This is a genomic window from Serratia sp. CY83965 (genome assembly GCF_052166375.1).
Taxonomy (GTDB): domain Bacteria; phylum Pseudomonadota; class Gammaproteobacteria; order Enterobacterales; family Enterobacteriaceae; genus Serratia; species Serratia marcescens.
In genome coordinates, this window is record NZ_JBJNOV010000018.1 from 21,335 (window position 1) to 38,122 (window position 16,788).

At 60.2% G+C, this 16,788-nt stretch carries 16 protein-coding genes and 3 tRNA genes; 9 read left to right on the plus strand and 10 right to left on the minus strand.

Annotated elements, in window-relative coordinates; all coding sequences use genetic code 11:
* Positions 1-36: 36 nt before the first annotated feature.
* Complete coding sequence (gene argA / locus ACJ8PL_RS23170; protein WP_004931881.1) at positions 37-1,362, minus strand: amino-acid N-acetyltransferase; 1,326 nt, start codon at positions 1,360-1,362, stop codon at positions 37-39.
* A 239-nt stretch (positions 1,363-1,601) separates the two neighbouring features.
* On the opposite strand from argA, the gene amiC reads away from it, so the two are divergent.
* Positions 1,602-2,855: an N-acetylmuramoyl-L-alanine amidase AmiC gene (gene amiC, locus ACJ8PL_RS23175; RefSeq protein ID WP_442531409.1), complete on the plus strand. Its 1,254-nt coding sequence runs from the start codon at positions 1,602-1,604 to the stop codon at positions 2,853-2,855.
* A 90-nt stretch (positions 2,856-2,945) separates the two neighbouring features.
* On the opposite strand, the gene ACJ8PL_RS23180 is transcribed toward amiC, so the two are convergent.
* The 3 genes from ACJ8PL_RS23180 to ACJ8PL_RS23190 form a co-directional block, all read right to left on the minus strand.
* Positions 2,946-3,022: transfer RNA gene (locus ACJ8PL_RS23180), tRNA-Met, on the minus strand.
* A gap of 65 nt (positions 3,023-3,087) precedes the next feature.
* Positions 3,088-3,164, minus strand: a tRNA-Met gene (locus ACJ8PL_RS23185).
* Positions 3,165-3,221: 57 nt separating this feature from the next.
* Positions 3,222-3,298: transfer RNA gene (locus ACJ8PL_RS23190), tRNA-Met, on the minus strand.
* A gap of 216 nt (positions 3,299-3,514) precedes the next feature.
* Here ACJ8PL_RS23190 and mltA point away from each other — a divergent pair.
* Both mltA and tcdA read left to right on the plus strand, forming a co-directional pair.
* The gene (gene mltA / locus ACJ8PL_RS23195) at positions 3,515-4,651 is read left to right on the plus strand and encodes a murein transglycosylase A (protein WP_016929908.1); all 1,137 of its coding nucleotides are present in this window, start codon (positions 3,515-3,517) and stop codon (positions 4,649-4,651) included.
* 84 nt (positions 4,652-4,735) lie between these two features.
* Positions 4,736-5,542, plus strand: a complete 807-nt coding sequence (tcdA, locus tag ACJ8PL_RS23200; protein ID WP_033639514.1) for a tRNA cyclic N6-threonylcarbamoyladenosine(37) synthase TcdA — start codon at positions 4,736-4,738, stop codon at positions 5,540-5,542.
* Here the strand turns inward: tcdA and csdE are convergent.
* On the minus strand, positions 5,533-5,967 hold the full coding sequence (gene csdE / locus ACJ8PL_RS23205; RefSeq protein WP_442531410.1) for a cysteine desulfurase sulfur acceptor subunit CsdE: 435 nt from the start codon (positions 5,965-5,967) through the stop codon (positions 5,533-5,535). The genes tcdA and csdE overlap by 10 nt on opposite strands.
* Before the next feature lie 19 nt (positions 5,968-5,986).
* The gene (gene csdA / locus ACJ8PL_RS23210; RefSeq protein ID WP_442531411.1) at positions 5,987-7,192 is read right to left on the minus strand and encodes a cysteine desulfurase CsdA; all 1,206 of its coding nucleotides are present in this window, start codon (positions 7,190-7,192) and stop codon (positions 5,987-5,989) included.
* 196 nt (positions 7,193-7,388) lie between these two features.
* On the opposite strand from csdA, the gene ACJ8PL_RS23215 reads away from it, so the two are divergent.
* The 4 genes from ACJ8PL_RS23215 to rlmM all read left to right on the plus strand — a co-directional run bounded on the left by ACJ8PL_RS23215 (position 7,389) and on the right by rlmM (position 10,459).
* Complete coding sequence (locus ACJ8PL_RS23215) at positions 7,389-7,613, plus strand: YgdI/YgdR family lipoprotein (RefSeq protein WP_028127531.1); 225 nt, start codon at positions 7,389-7,391, stop codon at positions 7,611-7,613.
* Between the two features lie 385 nt (positions 7,614-7,998).
* Positions 7,999-8,916 (plus strand): transcriptional regulator GcvA, encoded by a 918-nt coding sequence (locus ACJ8PL_RS23220; protein ID WP_004931894.1) that lies wholly within the window; start codon positions 7,999-8,001, stop codon positions 8,914-8,916.
* Positions 8,917-8,967: 51 nt separating this feature from the next.
* The gene (locus ACJ8PL_RS23225; RefSeq protein ID WP_004931896.1) at positions 8,968-9,363 is read left to right on the plus strand and encodes a DUF423 domain-containing protein; all 396 of its coding nucleotides are present in this window, start codon (positions 8,968-8,970) and stop codon (positions 9,361-9,363) included.
* Positions 9,356-10,459, plus strand: coding sequence for a 23S rRNA (cytidine(2498)-2'-O)-methyltransferase RlmM (rlmM, locus tag ACJ8PL_RS23230; protein WP_004931897.1), 1,104 nt, complete (start codon positions 9,356-9,358; stop codon positions 10,457-10,459). Before ACJ8PL_RS23225 ends, rlmM begins: the two co-directional genes overlap by 8 nt.
* A gap of 40 nt (positions 10,460-10,499) precedes the next feature.
* Here the strand turns inward: rlmM and xni are convergent, their stop codons facing one another.
* The 3 genes from xni to queF all read right to left on the minus strand — a co-directional run bounded on the left by xni (position 10,500) and on the right by queF (position 13,715).
* Positions 10,500-11,258, minus strand: a complete 759-nt coding sequence (gene xni, locus ACJ8PL_RS23235) for a flap endonuclease Xni (protein ID WP_016929902.1) — start codon at positions 11,256-11,258, stop codon at positions 10,500-10,502.
* A gap of 54 nt (positions 11,259-11,312) precedes the next feature.
* The gene (gene ppnN, locus ACJ8PL_RS23240) at positions 11,313-12,677 is read right to left on the minus strand and encodes a nucleotide 5'-monophosphate nucleosidase PpnN (protein WP_021505658.1); all 1,365 of its coding nucleotides are present in this window, start codon (positions 12,675-12,677) and stop codon (positions 11,313-11,315) included.
* A 192-nt stretch (positions 12,678-12,869) separates the two neighbouring features.
* Complete coding sequence (queF, locus tag ACJ8PL_RS23245; protein WP_442531412.1) at positions 12,870-13,715, minus strand: NADPH-dependent 7-cyano-7-deazaguanine reductase QueF; 846 nt, start codon at positions 13,713-13,715, stop codon at positions 12,870-12,872.
* Positions 13,716-13,778: 63 nt separating this feature from the next.
* Between queF and syd the strand changes: the two genes are divergently transcribed.
* Positions 13,779-14,327, plus strand: a complete 549-nt coding sequence (gene syd, locus ACJ8PL_RS23250; protein ID WP_016929899.1) for a SecY-interacting protein — start codon at positions 13,779-13,781, stop codon at positions 14,325-14,327.
* Between the two features lie 612 nt (positions 14,328-14,939).
* Here the strand turns inward: syd and ACJ8PL_RS23255 are convergent.
* Positions 14,940-16,178 carry an MFS transporter gene (locus ACJ8PL_RS23255; protein WP_442531413.1) on the minus strand — a complete coding sequence of 413 codons (1,239 nt, stop codon included), beginning with the start codon at positions 16,176-16,178 and terminating at the stop codon, positions 14,940-14,942.
* Between the two features lie 178 nt (positions 16,179-16,356).
* Between ACJ8PL_RS23255 and ACJ8PL_RS23260 the strand changes: the two genes are divergently transcribed.
* A complete protein-coding gene (locus ACJ8PL_RS23260) occupies positions 16,357-16,683 on the plus strand; it encodes a YqcC family protein (protein WP_318670166.1) in 327 nt (108 codons plus the stop codon).
* Positions 16,684-16,788 lie beyond the last annotated feature (105 nt).

Here is a 16,788-nt window from a genome sequence, read left to right on the forward strand (position 1 = left end):
GATGAACGGGCGCGGCAACGGCCGCGCCCACTGGGATTACAGATCCGCCAGCAGAATTTTGGAGCGGCGCTGGTAGTTGTACAACGCCTGTTTCTGCATCGGCAGCACGTCGACCTCCGCCGGGGTAAAGCCACGTTCCTGGAACCAGTGGATGCTGCGGGTGGTCAGCACGAACAGCTTCTTCAGCCCCATCTGTCGCGCCTGGTTTTCTACCCGCTGCAGCAGCATCTCGCCGCGCGAAGAGCTGCGGTAATCGGGATGCACCGCCACGCAGGCCATCTCACCGATTTTTTCCTCCAGGAACGGGTACAGCGCCGCACAGGCGATGGTCAGGTTATCGCGTTCAATGATGGTGAATTTGTCGATCTCCATCTCCAGCTGTTCACGCGAACGGCGCACCAGAATGCCCTGCTGCTCGAGCGGCCGGATCAGCTCCAGGATGCCGCCGATGTCGTTGATTGTCGCCCGGCGCACCTGTTCGGCGCTCTCCATCACGATTTGGGTGCCGATGCCGTCGCGCGAGAACAGTTCCTGCACCAGCGCACCGTCTTCCTGGTAGCTGATCAGGTGGCTGCGGCGCACGCCGCTGCGGCAGCCTTTCACCGCGCCGCGCAGGAAACGCACGGTGCCGGAATGGTAATCGCCGCCTTCCTCCAGCTCTTCAAGGCGCTTTTGCGCGTCGTTGGGGAACAGCTCGGAAAGGATGTTGCCTTCCGCGTCGGTCACGCCCTGCGAGGAGCAGAAACCGATCATTTTTTCCGCCTTCAGCTTGATCGCCAACTGGGTGGCCACTTCTTCCGAGGTCAGGTTGAAGCTCTCGCCGGTGACCGAAACCGCGACCGGGCCAATCAGCACGATGGCGTTGCTGTCGAGCTGGCGGTGGATCGCTTCTTCATCGATGCGGCGAATGCGGCCGCTGTGGCAGTAGTCGATGCCGTCATCCACGCCCAGTGGCTGCGCGATGATGAAGTTACCGCTGACCACGTTAATGTGCGCGCCTTGCAGTGGCGTGTTGTTGAGGCTCATCGACAGCCGAGCGGTGATGTCGAGCTGCAGCAGGCCGGCGGCCTGCTTGACCAGCTCGAGCGTATGGGCGTCGGTCACGCGAGTGTGTTTGTGGTAGATCGGCTCATAGTTGTGCTGCGCCAGATTGGCGTCGATCTGCGGCCGTGCGCCGTAAACCACCACCAGGCGAATACCCAGGCTATGCAGTAGCCCGATATCGTTGACGATGTTGGAGAAATTCTCGTGTTCGATGGCTTCCCCGCCGAGCATGATGACGAACGTCTTGCCGCGGTGGGCATTGATATAGGGGACTGAGTGACGGAATCCTTGCACCAGCTCTGTACTACGTTCCTTCACGGCCAAACCTCTTTGCATATTTATACGATATTTTTGTATTTTTATTCTTTTATTGCGCCGATGGCAAGTGGGAAATCGTCATGAAGCGTGCGCTAAGGGCGCTAAATCGTTAATAAATTGAAAAACCATAAAAAGATTTTCTGATGACAGGGCTGGCATGATTGGTTAAAGTTTTCGGCATCCCCATTTCATTGGTGTTTTTTTCATCTGTTGTAAACAGCTATTACTGCCGGAGCCGCATGCCAAACGCTAATCACAATCTGGGCCGCCGTCGTTTATTACAGGGCGTTGCCGCCAGCTGGTTGCTGAGTGTGAGTCGTACGGGCTTCGCCGCATCATCGCACGTGATCGCCGTGCGCGTCTGGCCATCCTCCACCTATACCCGCGTCACGCTGGAATCCAACGTCGAACTGAAATACAAGCAGTTCGCCCTGACCAATCCCGATCGCGTGGTGGTGGACATCGAAGGTGTTCACCTCAACAGCGTGCTGAAAGGCATCGCCGGGCAGGTGCGCGCCGACGATCCTTATCTCAAGCAGGCGCGCGTCGGCCAGTTTGATCAGAATACCGTGCGGCTGGTGCTGGAGCTCAAACAAAGCGTCAGCCCGCATATTTTCACGCTGGCGCCGGTGCCGGAGTATCGCAACCGTCTGGTGATGGATCTCTATCCGACGAAGGGCGGCAGCGGGGGTGAGGAGTATGATCCGCTACTGGCGTTACTGGAAGATTACAACAAGGGCGATCTGGAGCGCACGCTGCCGCCGGAAGCGCCGCAGGCCGGCAAAGCGGGGCGCGATCGGCCGATCGTCATCATGCTGGATCCCGGCCACGGCGGCGAAGATCCCGGCGCTATCGGCAAGTACAAGACGCGCGAGAAAGACATCGTGCTGCAGATTGCCCGCAAGCTGAGCGCCATGATCAAGCGCGAGCCAAACATGAAAGTGTTCATGACGCGCAATGAAGACGTGTTTATTCCGCTCAAGGTGCGCGTCGCCAAGGCGCGCAAGCAGCGCGCCGATCTGTTCGTTTCGATTCACGCCGACGCCTTCACCAGCCGCGCCGCGCGCGGTTCATCGGTGTTCGCGTTGTCCACCAAGGGCGCCACCAGCTCGGCGGCCAAGTTCCTGGCGCAGACGCAGAACGCGTCGGACCAAATCGGCGGTGTCAGCAAGAGTGGCGACCGTTATCTCGATCACACCATGTTCGATCTGATCCAAACCGCGACCATCAACGACAGCCTGAAGTTTGGCAAGGAAGTGTTGAATCGGATGGGGAAAATCAACCGGTTGCACAAGAATCGTGTCGATCAGGCCGGTTTTGCGGTGTTGAAGGCGCCGGATATCCCGTCGATCCTGGTGGAAACGGCGTTTATCAGCAACATTGAAGAGGAGCGCAAGCTGCGCACCAGCCACTTCCAGCAGCAGGTGGCGGAATCGATTCTGGCGGGCATCAAGGCTTATTTCTCCAACGGCGGCGCGCTGGCGAGCCGATAAAAGCAGGGCCGGGCGCGAGTCCGGCTATTTTTGCGGATTGCAGATACAAAAAAACACCCGGAAGGGTGCTTATCTGTTGTCATCAAGAGTTGGTTGCGGAGGCCGGATTTGAACCGACGACCTTCGGGTTATGAGCCCGACGAGCTACCAGGCTGCTCCACCCCGCGTCCGTCTTGATGCTGTATTACGACGAAACCACCGTTCATGTTATGCCGCTGGTACGACATTCGGTTGGTTGCGGGGGCCGGATTTGAACCGACGACCTTCGGGTTATGAGCCCGACGAGCTACCAGGCTGCTCCACCCCGCGTCCGTATAATACTTTGTTATCGAAGCCAAACGCAAATACCGCCAATGCGGCATCGGTTGGTTGCGGGGGCCGGATTTGAACCGACGACCTTCGGGTTATGAGCCCGACGAGCTACCAGGCTGCTCCACCCCGCGTCCGATGGATGCGCACTATACTCTCCATGCGTTTTGTTGCAAACCCTTTTTGCATTTTATTGGCCTAAACCCGTTTTTCTGCTGGATTTGCCCGCAATTTGCCTTCTTTTTCATCACCATCCTCCGGGCGGCTTTTTTTATTTGCAGCGATTCCTTTATCAATGAGCGTTTGTTATCGTTCAGCCGGTAGATCATATCAGTTTGAGAGTGTGCGCGATGAAAGGACGTTGGGGCAAATACCTGCTGGGCGGGTTGATGGTGGCGGTGTTGGCGGGCTGTTCGTCCAAGCCGACCGATCGGGGTCAGCAATATAAGGACGGCCGTCTGGATCAATCGCTGGAGCTGGTCAATCAGCCCAACGCCAAAGGTTCGCCGGTCAACGCCAAGGATTACTCGGATCAGCTGATGGAGATCAAGTACGCGTCGCCTTCGCTGTTTAACCGCAACAACAGCACCTATCAGGCGGTGCAAAGCTGGATGGCGTCTGGCGCCGACACGCGCATGCTGAGCCAGTACGGCCTCAGCGCTTACCAGATGGAAGGCGTCGACAATTACGGCAACGTGCAGTTTACCGGCTACTATACGCCGGTGGTGCAGGCGCGCTATACCCAACAGGGCGAGTTCCGCTACCCGCTGTACCGCATGCCGCCGAAGGGCAGGGGGCGCTTGCCGGATCGCGCGGGCATCTATTCCGGCGCGCTCGACGATCGCTATATCATCGCTTACACCAACTCGCTGATGGACAACTTCATGATGGAAGTCCAGGGCAGCGGCTATGTCGACTACGGCAACGGCCAGCCGCTGGTGTTCTTCGGCTACGGCGGCAAGAACGGCCATGCCTATCGCAGCATCGGCAAGGTGCTGATCGATCGTGGCGAAGTGGCCAAGGCGGACATGTCGATGCAGGCGATCCGTCAGTGGGCGGATACCCACAGCGCCGCAGAGGTGCGTGAGCTGCTGGAGCAGAACCCGTCGTTCGTGTTCTTCCGTCCGGAAGCTTTTGCGCCGGTGAAGGGCGCCAGCGCGGTGCCGCTGATCGCCAAAGCTTCGGTGGCTTCCGACCGTTCACTGATCCCGGCGGGCACTACGCTGCTGGCCGAAGTGCCGCTGCTGGACAACAAGGGTAAATTCACGGGAAAATACGAGATGCGTCTGATGGTCGCGCTCGACGTGGGCGGCGCCATCAAGGGCCAGCATTTTGACATGTATCAGGGCATCGGGCCGGAAGCCGGCCACTCGGCGGGGTACTACAACCACTACGGCCGCGTCTGGGTGCTGAAGAACAACGGCGGTGGCCAGCTGTTCAGCGCCAATCAGTCAAACCGCGGCGGTTCGTTGCTGGCCACCCGCTAAACGCATACGGCGTGAAAAGATTGACCCGCAAGGGCCGGATTTTCCGGCCCTTATCATTTGCATTATGAAGGTAATTAAAGCGTTATGAGTACAGCTTATTCGGAAGCCTATCTGCAGCGTTTCGGCGGCACGGCGCGGTTGTACGGCCAGCAGGCGCTGGCGGTGTTCGCGCAGGCGCACGTCTGCGTGATCGGCATCGGCGGCGTGGGTTCCTGGGCGGCTGAGGCGCTGGCGCGCACCGGCATCGGCGCCATTACCCTGATCGACATGGATGATGTTTGCGTCACCAATACCAACCGCCAGATCCACGCGCTGCGCCAGCACGTCGGGCAATCGAAAACCGAGGTGATGGCGGAGCGTATCCTGGCGATTAATCCGGAATGCCGGGTGACCTGCATCGACGATTTCATCACCCCGGACAATGTCGCCGAGCTGCTGGACCATAACTTCAGCTACGTCATCGACGCGATCGATAGCGTGCGGCCGAAGGCGGCGCTGCTGTCATACTGCCGCCGATTCAAGATCCCGGTCGTGACCACCGGCGGCGCCGGCGGGCAGATTGACCCGACCAAAATTGAAGTGGCCGATCTGGCCAAAACCATCCAGGATCCGCTGGCCGCCAAGCTGCGCGAGCGGCTGAAGCACGATTTCAACGTGGTGAAAAACGGCAAGGGCAAGCTGGGCATCGACTGCGTCTTCTCCAGCGAGCCGCTGGTTTATCCGCAGCCGGACGGCTCGGTATGCGCTTCGCGCAGCACGGCGGAAGGGCCAAAAAGAATGGATTGCAGCGCGGGGTTCGGCGCAGCGACCATGGTCACCGCCACCTTCGGCTTCGTCGCCGTGTCGCACGCGCTGAAAAAGATGCTGGCGAAGGCGGCGCGTCAGGCGTAACGGGCGGCGATCGCCTGCACGGCGGCGGCCAACGCCGCCAGGCCGCTGGCGCGGGTGGCGCTCAGCTGCGCGCGCAATGCCAGGCGGTCGAACAACGCCAGCGGATCCAATGCGGCGATCTGCGGCGGCGTTTTCCCTTCCACTTCGGTCAGCAGCACCGCCAGCAGGCCGCGCACGATGCGGCCTTCGCTGTCGCCATAGAAATGCAGCGTGCCGTCTTCCAGTAACTGGTGCCCCAGCCAGACGCGGTTTTCACAACCGCTCAATTCCATTTCTTCACTGCGCAAGGCCCCCGGCAGCGGCGGCAGCCGTTTTGCGAGCATAATCAGCTGGCGGTAGCGGTCTTCCCACTGTTTCAGCGCGCTGAAGGTGGCGATCAAGGCTTCGGCGGTGATCTCTCGGCCAAAAGGATGGGGGGCGAGCATAGCGTCTCCGGGAGTCAAGTCAGTCGGCCAGCAGATCGAGGGCGTGAGTCAACGCGCTGACCAGCGTATCGACGTCCTGTTGCGTATTGTAGGGGGCGAACGACGCGCGCAGCGTGCCGCTGACGCCTAACGCCGCCATCAGCGGCTGCGCGCAGTGCTGGCCGGCGCGCAGCGCAATGCCTTGCTCCGCCAGCAGCGTGACGATGTCGCTGTGGTGTACGCCGGCGATGTCGAACGCCAGCAGGCTGGAGCCGGAGCTGCGGAAGCTGCGAAAGCCCGGCAGCTGCGCCAACCGTTGTTCCGCCTGGTCCGCCAGCTCGCGGCTGTAGCGCTCCGCCGCCGCCATGTCCTGTTCGCTGAGCCAGGTGAGCGCGGCGGCCAGCCCCAGCACGCCGGCGATGTTTGGCGTGCCGGCTTCGAAGCAGTGCGGCGGCTTTTGCGGGGTAAAGCCGTCGAACGATGCCTGGGTCAGCATCTTGCCGCCGCCTTGCCACGGGGCCATCTGCGCCAGCGGCTCGGCTTTGCCGTACAGCGCGCCGATGCCGGTCGGGCCATACAGCTTGTGGCCGGAGAAGGCGTAGAAATCGATGTCGAGTCGCTGTACGTCGGCCGGGCCGTGAACCACGCCCTGGGCGCCGTCGATCATCACGCGCGCGCCGGCGGCATGGGCCAGCGCGATAGCCGGCGCCAGATCCGGGCAACCGCCGGTGACGTTGGACATTTGCCCCAGCGCCAACAGGCGGGTTTTGTCGTTGAGCAGGGCGGGCAGCTGCGTCAAATCCGGCAACCGATCGGCGCCGATCGGCAGTTTCACCACCCGCGCGCCGGTTTGTTCCGCCACCATCAGCCAGGGGATCAGGTTAGCGTGGTGTTCCGCTTCGCTCACCAGAATTTCGTCGCCTGGCTGCAGACGCGGGCGCAGGTAGCTCTGCGCCACCAGGTTGATCGCCTCGGTGGTGCCGCGCGTCCAGACGATATCGTCGGCCGACGGCGCATGGATCAGTTGCGCCACCTGGCCGCGCGCCTGCTCGAAGCGGGCGGTCAGATCCTGCGCCGCCCGATGCTGGCTGCGGTGCACGGTGGCGGCGTCATCGCGATAAAATTGCTGCGTGGCGTCGATCACCGCCTGCGGTTTCAACGCGGTGGCGGCGCTGTCCAGATAGATACCGTCCTGCGCGAGCGCGGGAAACTGTTGGCGAAAAAGGCTGGGATTAAAAGGCGTCATACCTTGATTGTCACTGGCTTGAGTCGATGGGTGATCCTGTCCTATTTTGCCGCCGGAGACAAGCGATCCTGCCTATTAGGACTTATCGCCTGGCAAAACTGAGAAAGTTTGTTATGCTATTAAATGTGCGCTTATTAATCGCATTTATACACACAAAAGGTATTTATCAGCATTTAAAACTACAAAGGAGTCCTCAATGAAGAAAACAGCCGCAGTTCTCTCTGCCCTGATGCTTACGTTCACCCTGGCCGCCTGTTCCAGCAACTACGTGATGCATACCAATGACGGACGCACCATTGTTGCTGACGGCAAGCCTAAAGTGGATAACGATACCGGCATGATCAGCTATAAAGACGCCAACGGCGTCGAGCAACAGATCAACCGCGCCGATGTGAAAGAGATGGTTGAAAGCGACCAATAAGCGTCAGGCAAAAAAAAGCACCGCAAGTTTTGCGGTGCTGCATAAAATCACTATGGACAGACAGGGTAAATGTACAGGAAGTGAAAAAACAGTAGCCTAGCTACCATGTCCGGAATCGCCGGACAATTTGCAAACACAACATCACAACCACAAGCCAAAAGTTCATCGGCGTCCTCGACACCCACTCCCTTTTCGTTCCGGCCCGGGAAGTGCCGCCACTATAGGTATTTGCTGGCGCATCCTCAACGGACAAATTATAATGGCTCGGATAAAAAAAACTAATGGCAATACGCCGTTAGCGTTTACCGATGGCTTGCCACGCAAAGCCGCCCGATTTTCGGCGCCGAATCATTCGGATTAATGTTACACAAAAGTAGCTAATTTAATGTCTAAACGCTTACCTCCCCTCAATGCGCTGCGCGTGTTCGATGCGGCCGCTCGCCACCTGAGTTTCACCAAGGCGGCGGAAGAGCTGTTCGTGACCCAGGCCGCGGTGAGCCACCAGATCAAGTCGCTGGAGGACTTCCTCGGGCTGAAGCTGTTTCGTCGGCGCAACCGCTCGCTGCTGCTGACCGAAGAGGGGCAAAGTTACTACCTCGATATCAAGGAGATCTTCTCTTCGATCAACGAGGCGACGCGCAAGCTGCAGGCGCGCAGCGCCAAGGGGGCATTAACCGTCAGTCTGCCGCCGAGCTTCGCCATTCAGTGGTTGGTGCCGCGCCTTTCCGGCTTTAACTCAGCTTATCCGGGGATCGATGTGCGCATCCAGGCGGTGGACCGCGAAGAAGACAAGCTGGCGGACGACGTCGATGTGGCGATTTTCTACGGCCGCGGCAATTGGCCGGGGCTGCGCGCCGAGCGCCTGTATGCGGAATATCTGCTGCCGGTTTGTTCGCCGAGCCTGTTGACCGGCGATCATCCGCTGAAAACCGCAGACGATCTGGCTTATCATACGTTGCTGCATGACGTTTCACGCCGCGACTGGCTGGCCTATACGCGCCAGCTGGGGTTGCAACACATCAATGTGCAGCAGGGGCCGATCTTCAGCCACAGCGCCATGGTGGTGCAGGCGGCGGTGCACGGCCAGGGCGTGGCGCTGGTGAATAACGTGATGGCGCAAACCGAGATCGAAGCCGGTCGCCTGGTATGCCCGTTCAACGATGTGCTGGTCAGTAAAAACGCTTTTTATCTGGTATGTCATGACAGCCAGGCAGAACTGGGTAAAATAGCCGCCTTCCGGCAGTGGATCCTGGCGCGCGCCGCCAGCGAACAAGAGAAGTTCCGCTTCCGCTACGAACAATAAGGCCGGCCGCCGCCTTGCCGCGGCCGGTGATTTTTAATGGGATAGATCACGATGAGCAGCCGTTCCATGCTGGTTTTCGCCGCTATCAGCGGCTTTGTGTTTGTCGCGTTGGGCGCATTCGGCGCGCATGTGTTAAGCGGCACGCTAGGCGCCAACGAAATGGCCTGGATCCGCACCGGGCTGGAATATCAGGGGTTCCACACCCTGGCCATCCTGGCGCTGGCGGTCGCGATGCAGCGCCGCGTGAGCCTGTGGTTTTACTGGAGCGGAGCGCTGTTGGCGTTCGGCACCGTGTTGTTCAGCGGCAGCCTCTATTGCCTGGCGCTGTCGCACCTGAAGGTCTGGGTATATATCACGCCGGTTGGCGGCGTGTGCTTCTTGATCGGCTGGATATTGATGTTGATTGGCGCTTTGCGTCTGAGGAAAAAGGCCGAGCGCCATGAATAAGATTGCGTTGTATTGCCGCCCCGGCTTCGAAAAAGAGTGTGCGGCGGAGATCACCGATAAAGCCGCCCAGCTGGAGATTTACGGCTTTGCGCGGGTAAAAGAGCACAGCGGTTACGTGCTGTTCGAATGCTACCAGCCGGACGATGCCGATCGCCTGGCGCGGGAGATTCCGTTCCGCGAACTGATTTTCGCCCGCCAGATGATCGTGGTGGGTGAGCTGCTGCGCGATCTGCCGCCGGAAGATCGGGTATCGCCGATCGTCGGCATGCTGATCGGCGTAGTCGATCGCGGCGGCGAGCTGCGGGTGGAAGTGCCGGACACCAACGAAAGCAAAGAGCTGATGAAATTCTGCCGCAAGCTGACGGTGCCGCTGCGCGCCGCGATGCGCGAGCAGAAGGTGCTGATGGCGCGCGAGAACCCGACTCGCCCGGTGGTGCATGTGTTTTTCATCGCGCCGGGCTGCTGCTATGTCGGTTACTCCTACAGCAACAACAACTCGCCGTTCTACATGGGCATTCCGCGTCTGCGCTTCCCGGCCGATGCGCCGAGCCGCTCGACGCTGAAGCTGGAAGAAGCGTTCCACGTGTTCATCCCCGCCGACGAGTGGGACGAGCGCCTGGCCAGCGGCATGCACGCGGTCGATCTGGGCGCCTGCCCGGGCGGCTGGACCTATCAGTTGGTGAAACGCAGCATGATGGTGCATTCGGTGGATAACGGCCCGATGGCGCCAAGCCTGATGGAAACCGGCCAGGTGACGCACCACCGCGCCGACGGCTTCAAGTTCGAGCCGAACAGCAGCAAGATCTACTGGCTGGTGTGCGACATGGTGGAGAAACCGGCGAAGGTGACCAGCCTGATGATTCAGTGGCTGGTGAAAGGCTGGTGCCGTGAAGCGATCTTTAACCTCAAGCTGCCGATGAAAAAGCGCTACGAGGAAGTGTCGCAAAACCTGATGAGCATCCGCGAAGCGCTGGGCGCCGCCGGCATCAGCGCTGAAGTGCACGCCAAGCAGCTGTATCACGATCGCGAAGAGATCACCGTACACGTGCGCCGCATGTGGTCGGCGGTGCCGGGCCGCCGCGACGAGCGCGATTAACCGCGTGAAGCCTTAATGAAGGGCGCTGCTTGCAGCGCCCTTATTGTATCGGCAGGCGCAGCTGCTGCAGGTTGCCGTCCAGCGACAGATCGGTGCGCAGCGTGGCGACCCGTTTGCTGATGTAGGCCAGCTCGCGGTGCTGCTCCAGCTTACCGCGCCATTTCTCCGGCACCTGCTCCAGGTGCTGATAAAGCCCGTCCAGATTACCCGATTGCTGCAGCAGCAGCACGGCGGTCTTCGGCCCGATGCCGGCCACGCCGGGGATCTTGCTGCTGCCGATCCCCGCCAACCCCCAGTAGTCCGGCAGCTGCTGCGGCTGCACGCCAAACTCCTGTTGCACGAAAGGCATATCCAGCCAACGTTTCTGGAAGTAATCGCGAATTTGTACGTTCGGCGCCAGCAGTTGGCAATAGCCTTTGTCGGTGGAGACGATGGTCACCTGGTGGCCGCCGCCGGCGACCTTCGCCGCCAGCGTGGCCGCCAGATCGTCCGCTTCGTTGCCGGGCGAATGCCAGCTGGCGACGCCCAGTTCGGCAAAGGCATCGCGCAGCTGCGGCATCTCCTGCTGCAGGTTTTCCGGCATCGGCGAGCGCCCGGCCTTGTAGTCCGGCAGAATTTGGTGGCGCCAGCTGTCGCTGCGATCGTCCTCGTCGAATACCGCCACCGCGTGAGTTGGGCGGCTGTGCTGGAGCAACTGCTGCAGCGCGTGGCGGCAGGCGTTGACGCAAGGGGAGCCCTGCACGGCGTGAATGCGGCGGATGAGGTTCAGGGCGTCGACAATCAGTAGGTGTATCATCATGGGCGGTTAGGTCAGAAAAAACAGGGCGGCCGTTACGCCGCCCGGGATTGAGGGTCAGGCGACGATTTCGTAGCAGGGCACATAGGCGCTGCCCGGCAGCTTCATGCGGTGCTGGGCAACAAAGCCCTGCAGCAGGCTGTCCATCTGCTTCATCATTTGCGGTTCGCCGTGCAGCTTGTACGGGCCGAACTGCTCAATGGCGTGGATGCCGTTTTCCTTCACGTTACCGGCCACGATGCCGGAGAAAGCGCGGCGCAGCGCGGCGGCCAATTGCTCCGGTGGCTGGTTCGGATAAAGATTGAGGTTCGCCATGTTCTCATGGGTCGGCTCGAACGGCAGCTGCAGATCCGGCGCGATGCGGATCGACCAGTTAAAGCTGTAGGCGTCGCCGGTGTTGCGGCGGTTCTCCTTCACCAGCGGCATGGCTTTTTTCATCTGCCGCGCCACTTCCGCCGGATCGTCGATGATGATGGTGTAATGGCGGCGCGCTTCGTCGCCCAGGGTGTTCATGATGAACTCGTCCAGCACGCGGAAGTAGTCGGCGCTCTCTTTTGGCCCGGTCAGGATCAGCGGCAGCACCTGTTCACTGTTCTCCGGGTTCATCAGGATACCCAACAGGTACAGCAGCTCTTCGGCGGTGCCGACACCGCCCGGGAAGATAATGATGCCATGCGCGATGCGCACGAAGGCTTCCAGGCGTTTTTCGATGTCCGGCATGATCACCAGCTCGTTCACCAGCGGGTTAGGTGGCTCGGCGGCGATGATCGAAGGCTCGGTCATGCCGATGAAGCGGCTGTTGCGGTAACGCTGCTGCGCGTGACCGACCGCCGCGCCTTTCATCGGCGCTTCCATCGCGCCCGGCCCGCAGCCGGTGCAGATGTTCAGCTCGCGCAGGCCCAGCTGGCTGCCGACCTTGCGCGCGTACAGATATTCGTTCTCGTTGATCGAGTGGCCGCCCCAGCACACCACCATGTTGGGATCTTCATCCAGATGCAGCGTGCGTGCATTGCGCAGGATCGAAAATACCAGGTTGGTGATGTGGGCCGAGTTTTCCAGATTCAGGTGCTGGAAACGGCCGGCGCTGGCGATTTGGCCGTGCACGAACAGGATGTCGCGCAGCACGGCGAACAGGTTGGCCTGCAGCGAACGGATGATGCGGCCGTCGACGAACGCCTCTTCCGGCGGGTTGACCAGCTCCAGCTTCACCCCGCGCTCACGGCGCAGCACGTTGATGTCGAAGGTTTCATAGCGCGACAGCAGCTGTTTGCTGTTGTCGGTTTGGCTGCCGGAGTTCAACACGGCCAGCGAACAGTTGCGGAACAGGCGGTACAGGTCGCTGCTGGCGGTGCGCTTCAGCATGTCTACTTCCAGCTGCGACAATAAATCCATAGAGCCAAGCGGGCTGATGTGTGTAATCAAGGTAACTCCTTTGCACCCGGTGCGGGGCGGTAGTAATCCATACGCAGCAAAACAGCATCTCGTTATGGTTGGCGTGCTGCGGCGCAGCGGGCGCTCTGCCCGGCCGCAGCCTCGTTTTAACCTTACCGCCGTCCCTGGGCTTTTACCAACATAAACCGCTCGTTAGCTCAGTTGTTGAGCAATGTTTCGCACTTATTGGCGCGCCAGGCGGCCGTGCGCGGGAGCGAATGCGACGTTGCTGCGCCACGGGTTGATATCCAGACCGCCGCGGCGGGTGTAGCGGGCGTAAACCGTCAGGCTTTGCGGCCGGCAGTAGCGCATCAGATCGTTGAAGATGCGCTCGACGCACTGCTCGTGGAATTCGTTGTGGTGACGGAAGGAAACCAGATAGCGCAGCAGCGCTTCGCGATCGATCTTGCCGCCGCGATAGCTTATCTGCACCGAGCCCCAATCCGGCTGATGGGTGATCAGGCAGTTGGACTTCAGCAGGTGGCTGACCAATTGCTCTTCCACCACCTCTTCACCGGCGGCGTTCAGCAGGTAGTCGGCGCTGAACTCATAATTGTCGATGCAGATATCCTGCTGGTCGATGCAGTCGCCGGCCAGACGGGCGATCGGCGTGTCTTCCAACTGCTCGACGCTGAACAGGGTGACGCTGACCTCGCCCTGGGCGCAGGCGGACAGATCGCGCTGCAGGGTGCTGCGCACCATTTCCCAATCGGCGAACGGCGTTTGATTGAAGCTGTTGAGATACAGCTTGAAGCTTTTCGATTCGATCAGGTTCAGGCTGTCGGCGTTAAGGCTGATCTCGCCGACCGCTACCTGCGGCAGCCCGTTGGCGTTCAGCCAGGAGAGTTCGTACAGCGTCCAGATGTCGGCGCCGTGGAAGGGCAGGTTGTCGGGATACAGCCCCAGCGGCTCGCGGTTCATGCTGCGCGGCACCGCCTGCAGCAACGTGGCGTCGTAGCGATCGCGGTAAGCGGTGGGTTTGCCCAGCGTCAGCCCTGACAGGGCCTGGTGGTCTTGATAGGAGGACATCTGCTGTCACCTCGGTCAGAGATAGGTACAATGGCCGTCAGTTTAACGTATGCGAGAAAGAATATGGACCATGATGTATCGCACGCTCTGCGTGAATTCACTCAACGCTATGTCGAGTTGTGGCAGCAAGCGCGCGGCCACGCGCCGGCCAGCCAGGCGCTGTACGGCGTGCCGTCGCCCTGCATCGTGGAGAATCGCGAGGACGACGTGCTGTGGTTGCCGCAGCCTTTCGAACCGGCGGCGACGCTGGAGAAGGTAGAAGCCGCGCTGGAGCTGCGTTTGCAGCCGGATGCGCACCGTTTCTACACGCAGCAATACGCGGGTGACATGAGCGCGCAATTTGGGGAGCATCGCCTGAGCCTGCTGCAGGTCTGGAGCGAGGAGGATTTTATCCGCCTGCAGGAGAACCTGATCGGTCATCTGGTGACGCAAAAACGTCTCAAGCTGTCGCCAACGCTGTTCCTGGCGACCACCGAATCCGAGATGACGATGGTGTCGCTGTGCAACGTCAGCGGCAACGTGGTGCTGGAACAATTCGGCAGCGATAAGCGCACCTTGTTGGCGGCGACGCTGGGGAATTTCCTCGATGCGCTGCGCCCGGTGCTGGACTGAAGCGCGGCGGATTCGCCGTCGCCCGTGTGAGAGATCTCTCACACGGGCTGTGAGATATCGCTCTTAATTTTTCCCACCTTTTTCCAGACTATGAGATTATTGTTATCCAGATCAATTGGTTAGAATTTCTTTAGGATAACTCTTAGGCTTAATTTAGTGTGAGACGTCTCCCAAACCCTTGTGATTCCGGGGAATTTAAGCGATCTTATCGTTACCGGAACGGAACCGGCGGAGCAGGAAAGCATCAGGATGATGCAGCTTCAGGACGAAGAAAGGGATGCGCTCAGGCAAGAGCGAAGGATGGCGTCAGGAGATGCCCAGGATGTTTCAGGATAGAAACCAGGGACACCTCCAGGACGGAGATTGAGAGCCGACACAGGACTGTCGGCGGGTCAGGAAGGCTGAGGAACCGCGTCAGGACGATGCTGCAGGATGATGCAAGGATCACTTGGTCAGGATGGCCGCAGGAAAAGTTTTCAAGGATTGAGCAGGGAGCACACTGTGTAGCGGGATGGCTATAAAACGAACCGGGGGCACTGTTAACGCAGTGCCCCCAACTTTTTGTTCTCTCCCGCCGTGCGTGCTCCTCTGCTGCTTAATCCATCGTCAGCGTTAACCAATCGCGCCCAGCGTATCGCCTGCGCCCTGTTTTTTCGGCAGCAGGAACAGCGTGGCGTAGATATCCAGCAGGTAAATCGCCGCCAGCAGGCTGATGGCGGCGGTGAACGACACCTGCGTCACCAGCGCGCCGATCACCAATGGCCCCAGGCCGCCGACGCCGCGCCCGAGATTGAACAGAATGTTTTGCGCGGTAGCGCGCGCCTGCACCGGGTAGGTATCGGAAATCAATGCGCCGTAGCCGCCGATCATGCCGTTAACAAACATGCCCATCACGGCGCCGGCGAACAGCATCAGCATCGGATCGCTCAACTGGGCGTAGCCGATCACCATCACCACCGCGCCGACCTGATACAGCACGAAAATCTTCCAGCGGGCGAAGCGGTCGGCCAGGACGCCGAACAGCCAGATGCCGAACGTCATGCCGACCACCGTCACCGCCGTCCACAGGCCGGACTTGGTGAGCGAGAAGCCGAAGTTTTTCGCCAGATAAGTCGGCATCCAGATCATCAGCCCGTAGTAACCGAAGTTCTGCACCGAACAGAGAATGAAGATGCCGATGCTGGCCTTGCTGGTGGCGCGATCCTTAAACAGCAGGCGCAAACGCTGAAGGAAGGAGAGCGGCTGCCCGGCGTCTTTCTGCCGCACGAATTCCTCCGGTTCGCCCAGCGTGCGGCGGATCAGGAATGACGCCAGCGCCGGCAGCAGGCCGACCAGGAACATGCCGCGCCAGCCGATATGTTCCAGCAGCAACGGCGTCAGGAAAGCGGCCGCCAGCACCCCCAATTGCCAGCTCATGCCGACGTAAGCCGAAGCGCGGTTGCGTTTCTCCGCCGGCCAGGCTTCGGCGATCAGCGCCATGCCGATGCCGAACTCGCCGCCCAGCCCGATGCCCGCCAGCGTGCGATAGGCGAGTAGATCCCAATAGCCTTGCGCCACGGCGCACAGGCCGGTGAACAGGGAAAACATCAGAATGGTGATGGTCAGCACCCGGATACGGCCGAAACGATCGCTGAGGTGGCCGAAGATCACGCCGCCCAGCACCGCGCCGATCAGCGTCCAGGTGACCAGCGAACCGGCGGCCGATGAGGATAATCCCAATTCGATGCTGATGGCCGGCAGCATAAAGCCGAGGATCAGCAGGTCAAACCCGTCCATGGCATAACCGGTGACCGAGGCCAACATGGCTTTACCGGGCGTCGCGTGGTTTTTTTTCTCTGTTATTACGGACATGAATCTTTATCTGTGTGGTGAATTCGGTGGCCCTATTGTGCCGCGCGACGGTGAACGTCACCAGATAAAAACGGTGAGCTGTCTCAGGCGCGCCGAATTTGGGCTATAAAAATGCTATGCTTTGCCGCCTTTCAGCCAGAGCGCTGAATACCATGATGAAAAGAGATCGGGAATGCAGATGAATATACATAACCAGGTGCGCCGCAGTTTGCAGGCGATTGAACAATCCATGCGCGATCTGGCGCTGTGGCAGGCTGCGCCGCCTGAGCATGAGGCTTTCTCCAGCACCGAGCCGTTCTGCATCGACAGCATGTCGGCCGAAGCCTGGCTGCAGTGGGTGTTCTTGCCGCGCATGTATGCGTTGTTGGACGCCGAAGCGCCGTTGCCGACGCGCTTCGCCATCACGCCTTATTTCGAAGAGGCGTTGAAAGATCGTGAACCGAGCAGCCTGCCGCTGCTGGTGCTGCTGCAACAGCTGGATTTGATGTTGAATAAAGAGCCGTAATGCGCCGGCGGCGCGCAGATTTTTGCCGCCCGGCAGTGTAGAGTACTCGCGCGGATGCCGGGCAGGAGAGCCGACGGCGTCTTTCGGCTCGGTTTAACCGCAGCG

What these genes read in the sequence shown, in the direction of transcription:
- amiC (WP_442531409.1), top strand. Translation starts at nt 1,602, where the DNA reads ATGCCAAACGCTAATCACAATCTGGGCCGCCGTCGTTTATTACAGGGC.
- rlmM (WP_004931897.1), top strand. Translation starts at nt 9,356, where the DNA reads ATGAATAAGATTGCGTTGTATTGCCGCCCCGGCTTCGAAAAAGAGTGT.
- csdA (WP_442531411.1), bottom strand. Translation starts at nt 7,192, where the DNA reads ATGACGCCTTTTAATCCCAGCCTTTTTCGCCAACAGTTTCCCGCGCTC.
- ACJ8PL_RS23225 (WP_004931896.1), top strand. Translation starts at nt 8,968, where the DNA reads ATGAGCAGCCGTTCCATGCTGGTTTTCGCCGCTATCAGCGGCTTTGTG.
- xni (WP_016929902.1), bottom strand. Translation starts at nt 11,258, where the DNA reads ATGATGATACACCTACTGATTGTCGACGCCCTGAACCTCATCCGCCGC.
- ACJ8PL_RS23215 (WP_028127531.1), top strand. Translation starts at nt 7,389, where the DNA reads ATGAAGAAAACAGCCGCAGTTCTCTCTGCCCTGATGCTTACGTTCACC.
- queF (WP_442531412.1), bottom strand. Translation starts at nt 13,715, where the DNA reads ATGTCCTCCTATCAAGACCACCAGGCCCTGTCAGGGCTGACGCTGGGC.
- csdE (WP_442531410.1), bottom strand. Translation starts at nt 5,967, where the DNA reads ATGCTCGCCCCCCATCCTTTTGGCCGAGAGATCACCGCCGAAGCCTTG.
- tcdA (WP_033639514.1), top strand. Translation starts at nt 4,736, where the DNA reads ATGAGTACAGCTTATTCGGAAGCCTATCTGCAGCGTTTCGGCGGCACG.
- ACJ8PL_RS23220 (WP_004931894.1), top strand. Translation starts at nt 7,999, where the DNA reads ATGTCTAAACGCTTACCTCCCCTCAATGCGCTGCGCGTGTTCGATGCG.
- ACJ8PL_RS23255 (WP_442531413.1), bottom strand. Translation starts at nt 16,178, where the DNA reads ATGTCCGTAATAACAGAGAAAAAAAACCACGCGACGCCCGGTAAAGCC.
- syd (WP_016929899.1), top strand. Translation starts at nt 13,779, where the DNA reads ATGGACCATGATGTATCGCACGCTCTGCGTGAATTCACTCAACGCTAT.
- ACJ8PL_RS23260 (WP_318670166.1), top strand. Translation starts at nt 16,357, where the DNA reads ATGAATATACATAACCAGGTGCGCCGCAGTTTGCAGGCGATTGAACAA.
- mltA (WP_016929908.1), top strand. Translation starts at nt 3,515, where the DNA reads ATGAAAGGACGTTGGGGCAAATACCTGCTGGGCGGGTTGATGGTGGCG.